14 protein-coding genes are annotated in these 16,486 nt (G+C 45.6%); 12 read left to right on the plus strand and 2 right to left on the minus strand.

Annotation, left to right across the window (positions count from 1 at the left end; translation table 11 throughout):
- Positions 1-307: 307 nt before the first annotated feature.
- A complete protein-coding gene (locus tag V1498_RS10385) occupies positions 308-2,521 on the plus strand; it encodes a DEAD/DEAH box helicase (protein WP_409298814.1) in 2,214 nt (737 codons plus the stop codon).
- Positions 2,522-2,781: 260 nt separating this feature from the next.
- Here V1498_RS10385 and V1498_RS10390 read toward each other — a convergent pair whose 3' ends face one another.
- The gene (locus V1498_RS10390; protein ID WP_409298816.1) at positions 2,782-3,402 is read right to left on the minus strand and encodes a hypothetical protein; all 621 of its coding nucleotides are present in this window, start codon (positions 3,400-3,402) and stop codon (positions 2,782-2,784) included.
- Between the two features lie 471 nt (positions 3,403-3,873).
- On the opposite strand from V1498_RS10390, the gene V1498_RS10395 reads away from it, so the two are divergent.
- From V1498_RS10395 to arcD, 11 genes are all read left to right on the plus strand, one after another.
- Positions 3,874-5,553 (plus strand): DUF6044 family protein, encoded by a 1,680-nt coding sequence (locus tag V1498_RS10395; protein WP_409298817.1) that lies wholly within the window; start codon positions 3,874-3,876, stop codon positions 5,551-5,553.
- 24 nt (positions 5,554-5,577) lie between these two features.
- The gene (locus V1498_RS10400; RefSeq protein ID WP_409298819.1) at positions 5,578-6,615 is read left to right on the plus strand and encodes a glycosyltransferase family 2 protein; all 1,038 of its coding nucleotides are present in this window, start codon (positions 5,578-5,580) and stop codon (positions 6,613-6,615) included.
- On the plus strand, positions 6,575-7,018 hold the full coding sequence (locus V1498_RS10405; protein WP_409298821.1) for a GtrA family protein: 444 nt from the start codon (positions 6,575-6,577) through the stop codon (positions 7,016-7,018). Before V1498_RS10400 ends, V1498_RS10405 begins: the two co-directional genes overlap by 41 nt.
- Positions 7,019-7,382: 364 nt before the next feature.
- Positions 7,383-8,054, plus strand: coding sequence for a sigma factor-like helix-turn-helix DNA-binding protein (locus V1498_RS10410; protein WP_409298822.1), 672 nt, complete (start codon positions 7,383-7,385; stop codon positions 8,052-8,054).
- A gap of 29 nt (positions 8,055-8,083) precedes the next feature.
- Positions 8,084-8,668: an ATP-dependent Clp endopeptidase proteolytic subunit ClpP gene (gene clpP / locus V1498_RS10415; protein WP_409298823.1), complete on the plus strand. Its 585-nt coding sequence runs from the start codon at positions 8,084-8,086 to the stop codon at positions 8,666-8,668.
- A 118-nt stretch (positions 8,669-8,786) separates the two neighbouring features.
- Entirely contained in the window at positions 8,787-9,662 is an 876-nt protein-coding gene (locus tag V1498_RS10420; protein WP_409298825.1) for a LysR family transcriptional regulator, read from the plus strand.
- Between the two features lie 84 nt (positions 9,663-9,746).
- Entirely contained in the window at positions 9,747-9,905 is a 159-nt protein-coding gene (locus V1498_RS10425) for a DUF1540 domain-containing protein (protein ID WP_409298827.1), read from the plus strand.
- Positions 9,906-9,929: 24 nt separating this feature from the next.
- Positions 9,930-10,085 carry a hypothetical protein gene (locus tag V1498_RS10430; RefSeq protein WP_409298828.1) on the plus strand — a complete coding sequence of 52 codons (156 nt, stop codon included), beginning with the start codon at positions 9,930-9,932 and terminating at the stop codon, positions 10,083-10,085.
- Between the two features lie 95 nt (positions 10,086-10,180).
- Entirely contained in the window at positions 10,181-10,900 is a 720-nt protein-coding gene (locus V1498_RS10435; RefSeq protein WP_409298830.1) for a hypothetical protein, read from the plus strand.
- A 253-nt stretch (positions 10,901-11,153) separates the two neighbouring features.
- The gene (dacB, locus tag V1498_RS10440; protein ID WP_409299249.1) at positions 11,154-12,602 is read left to right on the plus strand and encodes a D-alanyl-D-alanine carboxypeptidase/D-alanyl-D-alanine-endopeptidase; all 1,449 of its coding nucleotides are present in this window, start codon (positions 11,154-11,156) and stop codon (positions 12,600-12,602) included.
- Positions 12,603-12,906: 304 nt separating this feature from the next.
- Positions 12,907-14,325 carry an arginine-ornithine antiporter gene (gene arcD / locus V1498_RS10445; RefSeq protein WP_409298831.1) on the plus strand — a complete coding sequence of 473 codons (1,419 nt, stop codon included), beginning with the start codon at positions 12,907-12,909 and terminating at the stop codon, positions 14,323-14,325.
- 3 nt (positions 14,326-14,328) lie between these two features.
- On the opposite strand, the gene argS is transcribed toward arcD, so the two are convergent.
- Positions 14,329-16,023 carry an arginine--tRNA ligase gene (argS, locus tag V1498_RS10450; RefSeq protein WP_409298832.1) on the minus strand — a complete coding sequence of 565 codons (1,695 nt, stop codon included), beginning with the start codon at positions 16,021-16,023 and terminating at the stop codon, positions 14,329-14,331.
- Positions 16,024-16,486 lie beyond the last annotated feature (463 nt).

Here is a 16,486-nt window from a genome sequence, read left to right on the forward strand (position 1 = left end):
AGATTTTTTTATGACCAAAATGAACGGAGTTTCAGGAAAAAATGGTTAGAAAAAAACGGATTAAGACCGCAAAGAACTGGCATCCATGGATAACGAGCTGTTAAAAGTGAAAAACGCCGATTAACAATGACAACCTGTTATAAAAGTATCTCAATATCGAGGCTGCAGGGTGATTTGTGTTTAAGCAAAAGGGATGATATAGTATTTTAGGCTGTTTTTATATCTCAGCTAACAAATTATTCATTCATGATCTGGCAAGGGCAATCTTTTTGGATTGTCCCTTTCCTTTTTAAATAGAGAGGTACACATGATATCAACAGGCAGGTTAATTAAAGAATGGCAGGCTGCACTGAGAGCGGAAATATTCCATTTGAAAACGCATGGCAGCACCAAATATTACTTGAAAAATGGCATCAGGCTGAACGAGGGAAGCGGGTTCAGTTATTTTTTCACTTCCCGGGATGAAGTCAGGATTCCAAACGGGAACACTGCCAGGCTGCAGTGGAATGAAATGGAGTATGAGGGTAGAATCCTTTCCTCAGAAGGAAAAGGGGTCATTCTATCCTTTGACAGAGACTTGGGTGATCTGATAGCTGAGGGAATTTTGTTCCACGATCCCTGGAAGCTGCTCGATGAGCTTTCGTGCCGCCTTGATGAAATCAAGGAGAGCCCGAAGAAAAGAAGAAGAATAAAGGATCTTATGGATCCATCTCCAGAAGACAAGCATCCGAAGGAAAAAGCATCAAGCACCCTTCATGAATTGATCTTACGGACCAAATATAATCATGCTACATTTGTCTGGGGTCCGCCCGGTACAGGCAAAACATACACGCTGGCCCGCCTTGCTGCCAATAAATACAACAAGAAGCAGCGGATTCTTATCCTCTCACACAGCAATCAGGCAGTGAATGTGCTGATGACAGAAATATCTGCTTTCCTTGCTAAAAAGAATAAGTTCAGGGAGGGTGACATTCTCCGATACGGAGGCCAGGGCGACCCGATGCTTCCTGATTCCGTTACCATGCAGGGAATGCTTGAAAAAAGCGACCCTGTTCTAGCCGGCGAGAGGCAAAAGCTGTCGGAGGAAAGAAGGCTCCTTAAACAGGATCTAAACGGTTCATTCAGCCAAAGGGATTCACAGTCCCTTCTTGAACTCGAGACCAGGCTCGCAGCTGTTTTGGAAAAAGTGCGCCAGAAGGAGACGGAATTTGTCAAAGATGCTGATATCATCGGCACGACCCTTGCCAAGGCTGCAAGTGATCCCGCCATATATGAAAGTGAGTATGATCTTGTCATTCTGGATGAAGTAAGTCAGGCCTATATCCCGCAGGCTGGTTTTGCAGCTTCCCTTGGCAGGCGGATTGTGGTCTGCGGTGACTTCAAGCAGCTTCCCCCGATTGCCGTTTCACGGCACAGCTTTACAGAAAAATGGCTGAAGGATGATATTTTCCATGTGGCCGGCGTATCCGGTGCCGGATCCGGGGAGGAGATGCATCCTCAGCTCTTCCTGCTGCGGGAGCAGAGGAGGATGCATCCTGATATTTCAGCTTTCACCAATTCCTATATCTATCAGTCGCTAGTCACGGATCATGAATCGGTCGCTGAAGCGCGGAGGCCGCTTGCTGAGCTGGCTCCTTTTCCAGGACATGCGTCTGTGTTGCTGGATACAAGCTATACCGGTGCACATTGCATCACCGACAAAGTCTCTCATTCGCGCATGAATCTGTTCCATCTTTTCCTCTCCTTTCAAGTGATTCATGAAGCATATTCAGCGGGTTCCAGGTCGATTGGCTATATGGCCCCATACCGGGCACAGGCCATGCTCATGGATACTCTTCTTAAGGATTTATATAACGGCAGGGAGGGGGCGGAGGATATTGCCGCTTCAACTGTCCATAGATTCCAGGGAAGCGAGCGGGAAGTCATGATTTTCGATTCGGTGGATACGTATACCCAGACAAGGCCTGGTATGCTGCTGACCGGAAAGGACAGCGAGCGCCTGATCAATGTAGCCGTGACAAGGACAAAGGGGAAATTTGTCCATATAAGTGACGCAAGTTTTATCAGGAAGAATATATATCCCCGGAAGACAATCCGGCAGCTTGTTGATTATCAGATCAAACAAAAGCAGGCCGTCTCCCCGGCCGAAATCGGCAGCTGGGTCAAAAACAGCCACCCCAGGATGAAATGGGTCTATGCCAGGAATCTTGAAGGAATCAAACGGGATCTATCAGCTGCCAAGAATTCAATATATGCCTGCCTGCCCGCCGGCATGAAGGCAGAAAAGGATTTGCAGGAGATGTTCAGTGCCATGCCAGGTGAAGCAATGGCCCGGTTGAGAAGGGAAGAAAACGCGGATATCCCTTTTCCATTTATCATTATCGACAGCCGGATTCTCTGGTATGGGATGCCTCTGCATGTATCACAGTGGCTGCAGCCTCCCTACCTTTCCATCAGGCTAGACTCCGCTTCATTCATAAAGCATTTTCTCGCTGCCATTCCAGGCAGTTTCCAACTATAGCCGCTTTGTGCGGCTTTTTTGTGTTTTTCCCTGCTTGGCAAGCTCGTGCCGAGTCAGAACCCTAGTCGCACTTGTGCCAGACTTATGACTCGGAGGGTTGAAAGTCCCGGGCAGGGTTTGGAGTGCCGTACCCTTTGCTGCAGTCACTAGTCTGGGAATTAAATCTCCATGGAGGTTAAATGTCATAAATGGATAAATGATTTCGCCCGTAAAAATTGGCCATTCTTTTACTATCCTTAAAAACTCTAATTTAACTTTTTCTATTTTTTAGAAATCGCATAATTACTGTCTAAAGTACTTACAAATTTATTGTACATTTCATTGTTGTCTAGGAAATTTAACTCTATCCAAGACTTTACTGTCTCGTCAAGAGAGCGCCAGTTTTTCAAACCAGGCGTAATGTCCTCATCGAAATCACTTAAATTCTGTATTCCCAACACACATATACCAGAGCTGCGATCACCCCAAATGCCCCATTTACCAGATGATGACAGCCAGAGTATCGTGTAAGAATTATATAATATGGCATCAGCTATACTATCCTCCGGGGAAGTTTCTAGCAGAGTATAATACTCATCATCTGACGCCTCAAGGGGAATTGTAAACCAATTAAAATAACCAAACTCTTTGTAATAGTACCCCACTGGGTCAGGGTCCATTACAGCAGTTAGAACCGATTTATCTCCTGATGCCGTCATCAGGAGCTTTAAGACTCCCCAGAATTCTTCATACATTGTCCAATCACAATCTCCAAAAAGAAAATGATTGTATGTTTCTTTAAATACCTTGTCAGGCAGATCATTGTCTGTATTAAATATCCCTTTAATCATGTTAAGTAATTTTTTATATTTATCCGTATGTTCCACAAAAGAACCTTTCACCCAATTCCTCCTCGCAAGTAAACCAGGGAGCCTCCTGGACTTATTGCTATGAAATCATTCATTCGTATAGCATTTGTCAGTCAACAGGCAGCAATCTAATAAAAAGTGAATCGACCTTTAATCTATGCTTTGTGCTTTTTATATTCATACTTACCAACCTTAAAAAAACACAGCCAGGCTTCTAATAATGGTAGTCCTACTGTACCATTTTTAAAGATTAAACAGAGGTTATTTAATCATAAAATGAGTGATTATCTATAAAAAACAATAGTATTTTTTTGAAAGAATTCGTTTCGAAAAACTTTAATAAAATAAGACCTCAAAGGCGTTACCAATACCACCGTTTAGGAATAAAATACATATTTTTTGCTGGGAAATAATCGGGAAATTGGGACTGTCTCTCGAATAATTTTTCCTTTTTTAACACATGTTAGTAGCGGTGACCAGAGTTTTTGTGCGGGATGGTGAGGTATGGTGAATGCTTGCATCAGGGGTGATAGAAAGCTTGTATTTTTGGCGTTGACAGTGATATTGGTGTATTTGTCTCCGCTGATTTTTCTTGGGGAGGATGCCCATATCCGGGTTCACGACAATTTAGACAGCAATATAGCCTGGTACAGGGTCCTGGCAAGGAGCGGCGAAATGTTTGGGAGTTTGGATGCTTTAATCTCCCAGATAGCCAATGGGCTCCCGCGGAATGCTTTTGGCACAGAGTGGAGCGGCATTGTCTGGTTTTACGCCTGGCTGCCAACAATGGCTGCTTATACAGTCAATGCAGCGATAACACGTATTGCCGCCTTTTTTGGAATGTATCTTCTACTAAAGAAACATTTCATACAAAAGGAGGAGTGGGCGATACTCAGAGTTGGAGCGGCATTGGCTTTTGCCCTCACACCGTACTGGCCATCAGGCATGCTCAGTACGCTCGGAATGCCTCTCGCCCTGTTCGCATTCCTTAATATCCGGCAGGGAGAGCGCAATGTGACGGACTGGCTGATTCTGCTCCTGCTGCCTCTTTATTCAAGCTTTGTTCTGGGCTTTTTCTTCTTTCTTGCTGCAATGGGGATCCTCTGGCTGGCTGATTTGATCAGATTCAGAAAATGGAATTTCCATTTTCTTATAGGCATCCTCGTCATGACATTATGTTATATGGCGGTGGAATACCGGCTTGTATCATCCTTTTTCGTGTCTGGTGAGCCGAACAGCAGGGATGAATATTTTCACGCAAGGCTCTCCCTGCTGGGTGCGGCAAAGCTGGCACTTAAAAACTATGTTCTGGGGCATACCCATGTTATGACTGTCCATGGCTTGATCATCATGCCGCTTTCATTCCTAGCGCTTTTTGCCATTGCGTCCAGAAAGGCATTCAGCCAGGAAAAAAGATTCGTCTGGCTGATGGTCCTAAATCTTTTGCTGTCTGTATGGTACGCTTTCTGGTTTTATAAGGGCTGGGTGCCGCTGACCCGAAAGTTTCATTTTATGGATACATTCAACTTTGCCAGATTTCATTTTTTACGGCCGATGATTTTATATATCATCTTTGCTGAGACTCTCCGGATTCTCTGGGTTCATAGAGTGGCAACCCAAAGGGCGGCCGCGCTCTTCATCATCCTCCAGACAGCGGTACTCGGCATCTTTAATGATGAAGTAATATACAGGTCTAAGCCCACCGTTAAGGAATTTTATGCGGAAGAAGTGTTCCGGGATATCAAGGATTATATAGGCAGGCCGCAGGAGGAATACAGAGTAGCAAGCATTGGACTCCATCCAGCTATTGCCCAGTATAATGGGTTTTACACCCTGGATACCTATAATAACTTTTACCCGCTAAGCTACAAGCATCAGTTCCGGAAAATCATTCAAAATGAATTGGCTAAGGATAAGACCATCAGGCAGTATTTTGATGAGTGGGGAGGAAGGTGTTATCTTTTCACAAACCAGCTTGAAAAAAAATATATGATCAAAAAAGATTCTAAAAGAAAATTAAGAAATTTAGATCTGAACATGCAGGCGTTCAAGGAGCTTGGGGGCAATTATATATTCTCAGCGCTCCCCATCACAAACGCCGAACATAATCATTTGGTGCTGGAGAAGACGTTCACAGGGGCCCATGCGGCCTGGAAAATATATTTGTACAAAGTGGATCTTTAAAAAAATGCATGCTGGAGGCTTGTGATGATTGAACCGGTGCTAACCATCGTAGTTCCCTGTTTTAATGAGGAGGAAGCGCTGCCGGCCGCCATAACTGAGCTGAGCGGTGTCCTTAAGGGATTGATGAACGAAAAGCTGATTGACAGAAGAAGCCGGATTTTATTTGTGGATGATGGAAGCAGAGATCAAACGTGGTCCTTAATTTATAATGAAAGCTTGGAAAATATGTTTATTAAGGGGCTGAAACTTTCAAAAAATGCCGGACATCAAAATGCCCTCCTTGCCGGGATGGCTGCAGCACGGGATGTTTCCGATTGCGTCATCACCATAGATGCCGACCTGCAGGATGATACCGGGGTCATTCGGGAATTCATTATGAAATACAGGGAAGGCTGCGATATCGTTTACGGTGTCAGGAAGGGAAGGGAAACGGATACCTTTTTCAAAAGAAAGACTGCAGAGTTGTTTTATTCTCTCATGCTGAAAATGGGTGTGAACCTTATTTACAATCATGCCGATTTCAGGCTTATGAGCAAAAGGGCGCTCATGGAGCTGGGGAAGTTTGAAGAAGCCAATATGTTCCTGAGGGGAGTAGTCCCGCTGATCGGCTTTAAAACGGCATCCGTTTATTATAAAAGGAAAGAACGTCTGGCGGGAGAAACCAAATATCCTTTGAAAAAAATGCTGGCCTTTGCTTTTGACGGAATCACTTCATTTTCAGTCACACCAATAAGGCTTGTCATGCTGCTCGGCTTTTTGTCCTTTTTTGGCAGCTGTGCCTTTGGCCTTTATTTCCTGTATTTGAAGCTGATGGGGGAAACCTCGGCAGGATGGACTTCCCTGATTACTTCCATCTGGCTGCTGGGTGGCCTGCAGCTCATTGCAATGGGAGTGATTGGCGAATATATCGGGAAAATTTACAAAGAAGCCAAGCGCCGTCCGAAATACATCATTGATTTTAACCCCTTCCTCCAGGTGCAGGGCGGTCTATTGGACAAAAATGATTCAGAGGATGAATTGTATGGCGCTGCTTTTAAGAAACTCACTCAAAAATCAAACTAGCCAGCTTTTCAGATTTTTGCTTGTAGGCCTGATCAATACGTGTATTGGTCTTTCACTCATCTTTATCAGTAAAAATCTCTTTCTTTTAGGCTACTGGCCTTCTGTATGGATTGGAAACGGTGCAGGTGCGGCCGCAAGTTTTCTCCTGAACCGTTCCTTTACTTTCAGAAGCAATGCAACACTGGGCAATGGCGGCCTCAAATTCTTTGCTGTTGTATCTGTTTCTCTATTGGCGGGATATTCTCTCGGCAGGATGGCTGCCGTGCAGGCTGCTGGAATTCTCCCTCCCGGCAGCCCAGGAAATGCTGAGGATGCTGCAGTTTGGATGGGTGCAGTCATCTATACCATGCTGAATTATATTGGACAGAAATTTATCGTTTTCAAGGTCAGGAGTACAATCTAAGGTACAGAGCAGCCCGTGCATCAATAAAGGCTGCTTTTTTGTTTATGATTCAACGAAGCCCTGCATTTCATTTTCAGAGAAATGAGCGTAAGATATAAGAAACCTACATTAGCTATCTACTCGCGTTCCATGCATGGAAAGGAACCTGGACTTGAGCAGGAACCAACAAAATAAGGCGGTGGAGCGGAGTAAGGCGCAGGAAGGAATGCCAGCAAGATAAATGAAGTTTACACCTATTTGCAGGAAGCATTATGATACATGGAGCTCCGCCCCTTTTCACAGTAAAAGATGAAAAATTTTTCAGGCCCATATCTTTTCCCCTGTTTCGATTCGTTATATATGTGAGAGAGTGCCAAAAGGAGTGATGAGTTTGCTTAGCGAAGGAAGAATGGATAAACCGGGCAGGCAAAATGGATGGGAAGATAAAATGAAGGAGCTTTACGGAGCTGTCTTGAAATACAGCTGTTTTGTTTCCCAGAATGCCTGGGATGGAGAGGATATTGCACAATCGGTACTGTTGAAGGCCTGGGAGCATTATGGGGACATGGAACTGATGACACCTGCGCTGCTCAATAAAATGGCCTATCACTGCTGGATTGATCTTATACGAAAGCGAAGCCGTGAATGTCTGCCTGGACAGCTGGAGGATAAAGAGGGGCAAGACTTTATCCCAAGAGAAATAACAGAGGAATTCCTTGGCAGGCTGACCCCCAAGCAGGCAGCAGTCTTCCTCCTTAAAGAAGGGTTTCTGTACACTTCGAAGGAAATAGCTGAACTCACAGGAACAAACGATACGGCAGTGAAAGCCGCCATTCTCCGGGCCAGAAAAAGGCTGGGTGGAAGTGATGAGGCTAATCCACTTACACAGAACATGTGGAATGAAGAGGAGAATATCAGGCTTAGGGAACAGCTTCGCCTGGCATTGATCAAAAATGACCCTGCTGGACTCATCCACCTGCTAAAAAGGCAGCAGACTTTTCAGACTCTTCCTGCCCGGATATCAGCTCCCAAAGCCGCTCTCTCAATGGCATCATAATAAAATTATGTAAACAGGGAGTGGACAATATGAGTGCAATTCCATATGTAATAGAGCAATCTGACCGGGGAGAAAGATCGTATGATATCTATTCCAGGCTGTTGAAGGACAGAATCATCATGATTGGAGAAGAAATCAATGACCATACTGCAAACAGTGTCGTAGCGCAGCTTCTGTTCCTGGCAGCAGATAATCCGGATAAAGATATTTCGCTTTATATAAATAGTCCGGGAGGTTCGGTAACCGCCGGCTTTGCCATCTACGATACCATGCAGTATATTAAGCCGCAGATCCAGACCATTTGTACCGGGATGGCCGCTTCCTTTGGTGCCATGCTGCTCTTGGCGGGGACCAAGGGGAAACGCTGCGCACTGCCGAATAGTGAAATCATGATTCATCAGCCGCTTGGCGGCGCAAGGGGCCAGGCTACGGAAATTGAAATTTCAGCCAGGAGAATACTGAAGCTGAAGCAGCACTTGAACCAGATTATATCAGAACGGACAGGGCAGCCGCTCGATAAGGTAGCGCGGGATACAGACCGGGACTTTTTCATGAGTGCCGAAGAAGCCAAAGCCTACGGCATTATTGATGAAATCATTAGCCCTGTCAAATAAGTAATAGGAAGCGGCCTTTGCTGCTTCCTTTTGTAATTTATACATAATTCGAGAATATGAATTTTTTTCACTCTTTTTGTTGTATGATGAATAAAAAGAATATAAAGAGGGATGAAATTTGTCGATTGCGAAGTATGAAATATTTAATACAACAGTAGAAGCGGGCAGTCTCACCAAGGCCAGCGCCGCTCTTAACATTTCTCAATCGGGCGTGAGCCATGCGATCACGTCTCTTGAACAGGAACTCGGTTTTGCCATGCTCATCAGGAATAAAGGCGGCATCAGGCTGACTCCTAACGGCGAAAGGATGCTTTCATACATACGGGATATTCTCTATCTACAGGAAAAAATGAGTCAGGAGGCGGCCGAGCTGAAAGGCCAGGAAATCGGTAAAATCCGGATAGCCGCATTCTCTCCCATCACAGCTGTATGGCTTCCTGGAATGCTGCATAAATTTTCGGAACAGTATCCAGACATCGTCGTTGAGGTAGCGGAAGGCCGCCAGGAGGAAATTCAGGCCTGGATTACCGCGGGTACAGTGGATTTCGGTTTTCTAATGGACCCGCCCTCTCCCTCACTTGATTTTCTCCACCTTAAGCAGGAGCATTTTTTCTGCATCATCCCAAAGGAGAATTCTCTCTTAACCCAAAGTTCCATTCGTCCAGGGCAGTTGAAAGGTCATAAGCTGCTGCTGCAAAGCACGTCTGCAGAAAAAATCACTAAAATCCTGAAAGGCGAAAAAGTTACTGTGGATATTCCTTTTATCCTGACTGATGATCAGGCGGTGATTGCCATGGCGGCTGCCTCCCATGGCATCGCCATACTCCCCGAGATATCCCTGCAGACCTTGCCGGATTCGGTAGCCAAAGTTCCCTTCACATCAAAAACAGCATTTACTTCCATCGGAATCAGTGCCCAGAACATGAAGAACATGCCGCTGGCTGCTGAAAAATTTATAGCAGCGGCGACATTATGGCTGAACGAATATTATTGATCCAAATCTGTACTCATATGCAAAAGTTGTCTTGAATGGAACTCCGTCTTTTGGTGAGCCTAGAAAAGAAGGGAGTGAATGATAATGGCTAAAGATGTACTTTGTGAAGTAGCTAATTGTGTTCATAATGAAGGCGGCGAACGCTGCAGAGCCACTCAGATTTATGTGGTGAGCCATCGCGGTGAACAGGCAGCAAACAGCCGTGAAACAGATTGCAAAACCTTCGAACCTTCAGGCATATAAGCAATACGACAGGGAGTTCATATCATGGATAAACACAAGCACGGGGAGCATGAAAGGGAAACCAGGACCTTATACGGGCTGCTGCCTGATGAGAGTCTGGAATCTGCCCGATTTGCTGTTTCTAGCAATACACATTTGAATGAGTATCCCCACCTTTCAGAAGAAAATCTAAACGGATAGAACATGTACTTTTGCATGTGGATTTACCTTATCTTTCTCAATCAAGATGCTGCCGATATATGACCTAAGGCTTTAGCCGAAAGGAAGGGATGAGCATGTCACTCGAATGGTTTGACCGGGTTGCAGGGGAACTCCAGGATCATCTGGAATCCATCTGCCAAAAGTACGATCAAATGGGGTATATGACTTTAGAAAGAGGATCCAAACATCCAAGGATCGAGTTTTATGTCGAAAGTGATGATACAGATTCTCCCGATGGAAGGGAGTACTTTTTCACTCTGAATTACGATCCCAATAATGAAGAATTCTATATGGATTCCTTCGAACCAGAAATGCTTTCTGCCGCTAAAATCATCCTGTCTGATATTGAGGATATCGTGGATGCTGTCCATGAAGGTTTTCATGAATATATGAATGGAGACGAATACAGCATGGATGAAGAGGCGGATTTCGATACAGATGAAGATGAATTTGAGGTTCAATATCAATATGCCGATGATGAAGAATATGCTGGCGGAGATGACGAGCTATATGCAAGTGAAGGAGATGCACTCCTTGAACAGGTGAATGTAGAGTGGGAAACCCCGGAAGTCACCGCATTCATGCAGGAAGACGAAGTAGAAGTAACCTACCAGTTCGGCATTGTGCCTGAAACCGGTGATGGTGTCCTCCGCCGCATTAACCGGATATGGACTGAAGATGATGACCTCATCAAAGATGAAACCAACTTCATCTTCAGCAAAGAAGAAGCGAGCACTATTATTGCCATGATCGCAAGCAACATGGACTCCATGACTGAAATGGACTATCACTAAGGGATTTCTCCTTAGTTTATCCGCCGCTGCCCGAATATGGGCAGCGTATTTTTTTGAAACTAAACATATATATCCCCCCCAGGATTTATGGATATATGCGCTTAACTAAAATTACTGCCAGCAGGGTAAAGTTCCTACTTTTTCCTCATAGGATAAATAAAGGGGATTTTTGTAGAAATAGAGAAGAAGTAAGGAAACGGATCTGGAGGTGGATGACTTGAAAAAGAAGGCGGGAGCAGCCAGTCTGGCGGCAATGCTCGTGTTTGCTGCCCTTTTTATGTTTTGGGACGGCAGTGTAATGAAGTCCAGCGCGGACGAATCCGGGCAGGCATTGACGAGGGAGCTTAATGCTCTGCTTAACAATGATCCCCTTTTAAAGGGAGCTTTGGCGGGGGTTAGTGTACGATCAGCGGATAGCGGAAAGCTGCTTTATGATCATATTGGAAATACCAGATTGAGACCGGCATCCAATATGAAGCTTCTCACCGGTGCTGCGGCGCTTAATGTCCTGAGTGAGAATCACCGGTTTTCGACAGAGCTGCTTTTGGACGGCTCTGTTAAAGGTGCTGTTCTTAAAGGGAATCTTTATCTGAAGGGGAAGGGTGACCCTACCCTGCTTGAGAAAGACCTGGACGCATTTGCTGCCGGGCTGAAGAAAAAAGGAATAAAGACCGTCTCAGGCAATTTGCTCAGCGATGATACATGGTATGATTCTGAGCGCTATTCACAGGACCTTTCATGGAGTGACGAAATGGAGTACTACGGTGCCCAGGTTTCTGCACTGACACTTTCACCTAATGAGGATTATGATGCCGGAACAGTGATGGTCCATGTAAACCCGGCTAAGTCCTCCGGACCCGCTGCCCGTATTGAGATGGAGCCAAGGAACAGTTATCTCAAAATCGTGAATAAGACCAAGACCGTCCCTAAGGGAGCAGTGAAGAAAATCACCATGAAACGGGAGCATGGAAGCAATGTGCTGACAGTAGAAGGGACCTTGCCGATTGGGGCAGACCCGGTGAAAGAGTGGATAGCCGTGTGGGAACCGGAAGGCTACACACTGAACGTCTTCAGGCAGTCACTCTCTGAACAGGGAATCAGGATTACGGGGAAGCTGCAGGAAGGAACAGCCCCAAAGAAAGCGAAGGTAATGGCTGTACATAAATCCATGACGCTCAGCGATATGTTCATTCCTTTCATGAAGCTGAGCAATAATACGCATGCTGAGCATCTGGTGAAGGAAATGGGCAGAGTTAAAAAAGGTGAGGGAAGCTGGACAAAGGGATTAGAGGTCTTAAAGTCAGAACTGCCGAAATTCGGGGTGAAGACAGATGAGCTGGTGATCCGTGACGGCTCGGGTATCTCGCATGTAAACCTTATACCGGCCAACGAACTTACGGACCTCCTTTATTCTGTGCAGGACGAAGAATGGTTTACTGCCTATCTGCACTCTCTTCCTGCTGCGGGCATCAGTGACAGGATGACAGGCGGTACACTAAGGAACAGGCTTAAAAATCCGCCCGCACTCGGCAATATCCATGCCAAGACTGGTTCAATAGCGACGGTAAGCTCATTATCAGGATATGTGAAGACCAAGAGCGGAAAAAGAATGGTTTTCTCCATCCTTCTCAATAATCTCACCGATGGGTCAAAGGGTAAGATAATAGAAGATAAAGTTGCGGAGATTCTGGCGAAGCAATAATCGATGAAAAATGGAGCTGATTTTCAGCTCTTTTTTTTTTGTAAAAGGGGCGGAGCTGAATGTCTCAAAGAGCTCCTTAGCAGCTGGGTGTTAACATCATTTATCTTGCTGGCATTCCTCGTGCGCCTTACTCCGCTCCACCGCCCATTGTCTTTGTTCCTGCTCTGGTCCAGGTTCCTTTCCATTCATGCATTGCGAGAGTAGAAAACTCTTGTTTGTTTTATGTGGTTTTATGGTGTAATACATAAAAACAAGAGGCTGGGAGAAGATAATGGTCACCTGAAATCGTGAGGAGATGGCAGAAATGGAAGAGCAGCAAAGCAGGAAAGCCGGGTTAAGCCTTTGGCCGCTGATTGCATTGGTAATCGGGTCGGTAATCGGCGGGGGGGCATTTAACCTCCCGAGTGATATCGCCCAAGGAGCCCACAGCGGGGCCATTTTGTTCGGATGGCTGATCACTGGCACAGGCATTATTGCACTCGGACTCAGCTTCCAGAACCTGATGAATAAAGAGCCCCATCTTGACGGGGGTGTATTTGCCTTTGCCAGGGCAGGGTTTGGGCAATTCACCGGGTTTGTGAGTGCCTGGGGTTATTGGTGCTCGGCCTTTTTAGGCAATGTTGCCTTTGCCACTCTGACCATGGATGCCCTGGGCTATTTTTTTCCAGTATTCTCAGAAAATAAGCTGGTTTCGATTGCCGGGGCTTCTGTTATTTTATGGCTCGTTCATTTTCTGGTTCTTCAGGGCGTCCACTCGGCCGCGTCTGTCAATGTGATCACCACAATAGCCAAGCTGATACCCATCCTCCTTTTCATTATATTGGGAATGACTGCCTTCAAATTAGAAACCTTTTCATTTCATTTTTGGGGCAGTAAGCAGGCAGGCATGAAAGAAATCATGGGGCAAGTGAAAAATACCATGTTGATCACTCTCTGGGTATTTGTCGGGTTTGAAGGTGCAGTGGTGCTGTCGGGAAGGGCGAAGGAGCGGCGCGATGTCGGCAGGGCGACAGTCATTGGGCTCGTGAGCACACTTCTCGTTTATGTATTGATTACTATCATTTCAGCCGGAATCATGAGCAATGAAGAACTGGCTGCCCTCAAAAATCCCTCGCTCGCTTATGTATTTGAACAGGCCGTAGGTAAGTGGGGAGCAGCCGTTGTCAATATCGGCCTGATCGTTTCGGTTTTGGGAGCCTGGCTGGGGTGGACCATGCTTGCTGCCGAAATTCCATTTATAGCCGGCAGGGAGAAGGTGTTTCCAAGCATTTTCAGCTTGAAAAATAAGAACTCAGCTCCGATTTTTTCACTGTTTCTTTCCAATTTGCTTATCCAGCTCTTCCTTTTAACCTTCCTGTTCTCAGAAAAACCATATCAACTGGCTTATTCTCTGGCATCTTCTGCGGTGCTGCTTCCTTACTTTTTTGCTGCACTCTACCAGGTGAAGCATTCATTCATCCATCGGAAAGAAGACAGTTCAAGGAATATTATCATAGGCGTAATCGCCATGCTTTATTCCCTTTGGCTCTTATATGCGGCCGGCCTGACCTATTTATTGCTGACGTTAATCCTGTTTTTACCGGGTATTCTTGTTTATCTTATGGCACAAAAAGAATTTGGACAGCCATATTTCAAAAAAAAGGAAGGTGTGGCAGCAGCCATCATCTTCCTTGGAGGTCTGATTGCTCTATATATGCTGGTGACAGCAGCCATACAGATTTAAACGTCACATTTCGTCCGGGGCCTCAATGCCGAGTAGACGCAGTCCCTCTTTAAGCACGATTGTCACTGCCTCTACAAGCATGAGCCTTGATGCAAGTCCTTCATCCGAAATTAGGATGCGTGTATTTCCATAATAACTGTTGAACGCCTGGGCTAGATCAATCAGGTATTTTGAAATCACGGAAGGTTCGAGCCTTGTGTAAGCACGTTCGATAACGGCCGGGAAAGCTGCGAGTTCTTTGACCGTCTCCCAGGCAAAGGGACTCCCGGTACACTGGCTTGATACCTGATCCTTTTCAATCTCTGCCTTTCTTAAAATGGATTTCGCGCGCGCATGGGTGTATTGGAGATACGGTCCGGTCTCTCCTTCAAATTTGAGCATATCTTCAAGGGAGAATTCAATATTGTTCATCCGTTCATTCCGCAGATCATGGAATATGACTGCACCGGTGCCGACCTGGCGGGCAATTTCCTGTTTGTTATCAAGATGCGGGTTCTTCTCCTGGATATTTTGCTGGGCAAGCTGGATGGATTCAGCCAGCACTTCTTCAAGCAGAACGACTTTCCCTTTCCGGGTGCTCATCTTTTTGCCATCTTTCAGGATCATCCCAAAAGGCACATGTACCATTCCATCTGCCCAGCCAAAGCCGAGCTTCTTCAGGACAAGCTTGAGCTGCCTGAAATGTAAGGATTGTTCATTACCGACCACATAGACAGCCTTTTCAAACTTATAGGTGCTCTGGCGGTAAATGGCGGCTGCCAGGTCCCGCGTCACATAAAGAGTCGCACCATCCGATTTCTTTATAAGTGAAGGCGGAAGGCCTTCTTCATCCAGTTTTACCACCATGGCCCCATCATCTTCCACAAGCAGATTCCGCTCCTCAATCATTTGGACTGCCTCGGCCATTTTGTCATTATAGAACGCTTCTCCGTGATTGGAATCAAACTTTACATTCAAAAGCTCATAAATTTTATTAAATTCTTGAAGCGATTCATCACGGAACCACTGCCAGAGGGAAACGGCTTCAGGGTCGCCATCCTCAAGCTTCTTGAACCACTCCCGGCCCTTTTCCTCGAGGGAAGGATCCTTTTCAGCTTCATCATGGAATTTTACATAAAGCTTCAGAAGCTCCCTGATAGTATCTTTCCTGACCTGATCCTCATCTCCCCACAGCTTATAGGCTGTGATCAATTTACCAAACTGTGTACCCCAGTCGCCAAGATGATTGATCCTGACGGCGACAAAGCCGCATTTTTCCAAAATGTTTGCAATGGAATTCCCAATCACTGTAGAGCGGAGGTGGCCCATTGAAAACGGTTTGGCAATATTGGGTGAAGACATATCAATAGGAACATGGCTGTTCTGTCCGATAGATAAATCGCCAAAATGTGCTCCCTTTTCGCGGATGAGAGCCAGAACCTCATCCATTACGCTTTCCTGGTTCAGAAAAAAGTTGATATAAGGGCCGGATGCTATTGCTTTCTCGATGATTTCTCCCTGGAGTTCAGGTGCAAGCTCCTCAGCTATGGATGCAGGGGACTTTTTCAGCTTTTTTGCGAGCTGAAAGCAAGGGAAGGCAAGGTCGCCATGCTCCGTGTGTTTTGGAGTTTCTAATAGCCGGCTGATCTCAGAGAGGGACAATGAGCCTCCCAGTATTTTTTCAATTTCTTCTGCCACTTTTTTTTGATAATGTACCATAACCATCCTCCTTCATCTGACTGGTCCGTAACCGGCCGTCCTCTGCCAAATGTCAGGCAGAGCAGGGCAGCTGGAAAATACAAAAACTCCGTCTCTAAAAAAGAGACGGAGTTATCCGCGGTGCCACTCTAATTGTCCAAACAAGGACCACTCTGCTTGATAACGGGGACATTTCCCCCGGCCTGCTGCATTTCAGAAGTGCGCTTCACAAAGCCTGCAGATGCCGGGCTTCCACCATCCCCGGTTCGCTTTTTCTGCTTTTGCCATGTTACTTTCTTCCTCATCAATTTTCATTATAGTTGATAAAATTATAGCGGTTATGGGAGAGAGTATCAAGAGCTGCTTTTGAATATATTAGGATATGCTGAAATCCGGCAGGTGGACAATACATATTAGAAATTTTCTTTCTAAAGCATTGATGACGACATTCAGCATTGTTAATCCATAAGAGCTAATTGATCAG

Origin of the sequence: Paraperibacillus marinus (genome assembly GCF_046237605.1) — a bacterium.
Classification (GTDB): Bacteria; Bacillota; Bacilli; order Bacillales; family DSM-1321; genus Paraperibacillus; species Paraperibacillus marinus.

Excerpts from the sequence above, each read along its gene's own strand:
- V1498_RS10385 (WP_409298814.1), top strand. The coding sequence starts at position 308 with ATGATATCAACAGGCAGGTTAATTAAAGAATGGCAGGCTGCACTGAGA.
- V1498_RS10395 (WP_409298817.1), top strand. The coding sequence starts at position 3,874 with ATGGTGAATGCTTGCATCAGGGGTGATAGAAAGCTTGTATTTTTGGCG.
- V1498_RS10400 (WP_409298819.1), top strand. The coding sequence starts at position 5,578 with ATGATTGAACCGGTGCTAACCATCGTAGTTCCCTGTTTTAATGAGGAG.
- V1498_RS10405 (WP_409298821.1), top strand. The coding sequence starts at position 6,575 with ATGGCGCTGCTTTTAAGAAACTCACTCAAAAATCAAACTAGCCAGCTT.
- V1498_RS10410 (WP_409298822.1), top strand. The coding sequence starts at position 7,383 with ATGAGTTTGCTTAGCGAAGGAAGAATGGATAAACCGGGCAGGCAAAAT.
- clpP (WP_409298823.1), top strand. The coding sequence starts at position 8,084 with ATGAGTGCAATTCCATATGTAATAGAGCAATCTGACCGGGGAGAAAGA.
- V1498_RS10425 (WP_409298827.1), top strand. The coding sequence starts at position 9,747 with ATGGCTAAAGATGTACTTTGTGAAGTAGCTAATTGTGTTCATAATGAA.
- V1498_RS10430 (WP_409298828.1), top strand. The coding sequence starts at position 9,930 with ATGGATAAACACAAGCACGGGGAGCATGAAAGGGAAACCAGGACCTTA.
- V1498_RS10435 (WP_409298830.1), top strand. The coding sequence starts at position 10,181 with ATGTCACTCGAATGGTTTGACCGGGTTGCAGGGGAACTCCAGGATCAT.
- dacB (WP_409299249.1), top strand. The coding sequence starts at position 11,154 with ATGCTCGTGTTTGCTGCCCTTTTTATGTTTTGGGACGGCAGTGTAATG.
- arcD (WP_409298831.1), top strand. The coding sequence starts at position 12,907 with ATGGAAGAGCAGCAAAGCAGGAAAGCCGGGTTAAGCCTTTGGCCGCTG.
- argS (WP_409298832.1), bottom strand. The coding sequence starts at position 16,023 with ATGGTACATTATCAAAAAAAAGTGGCAGAAGAAATTGAAAAAATACTG.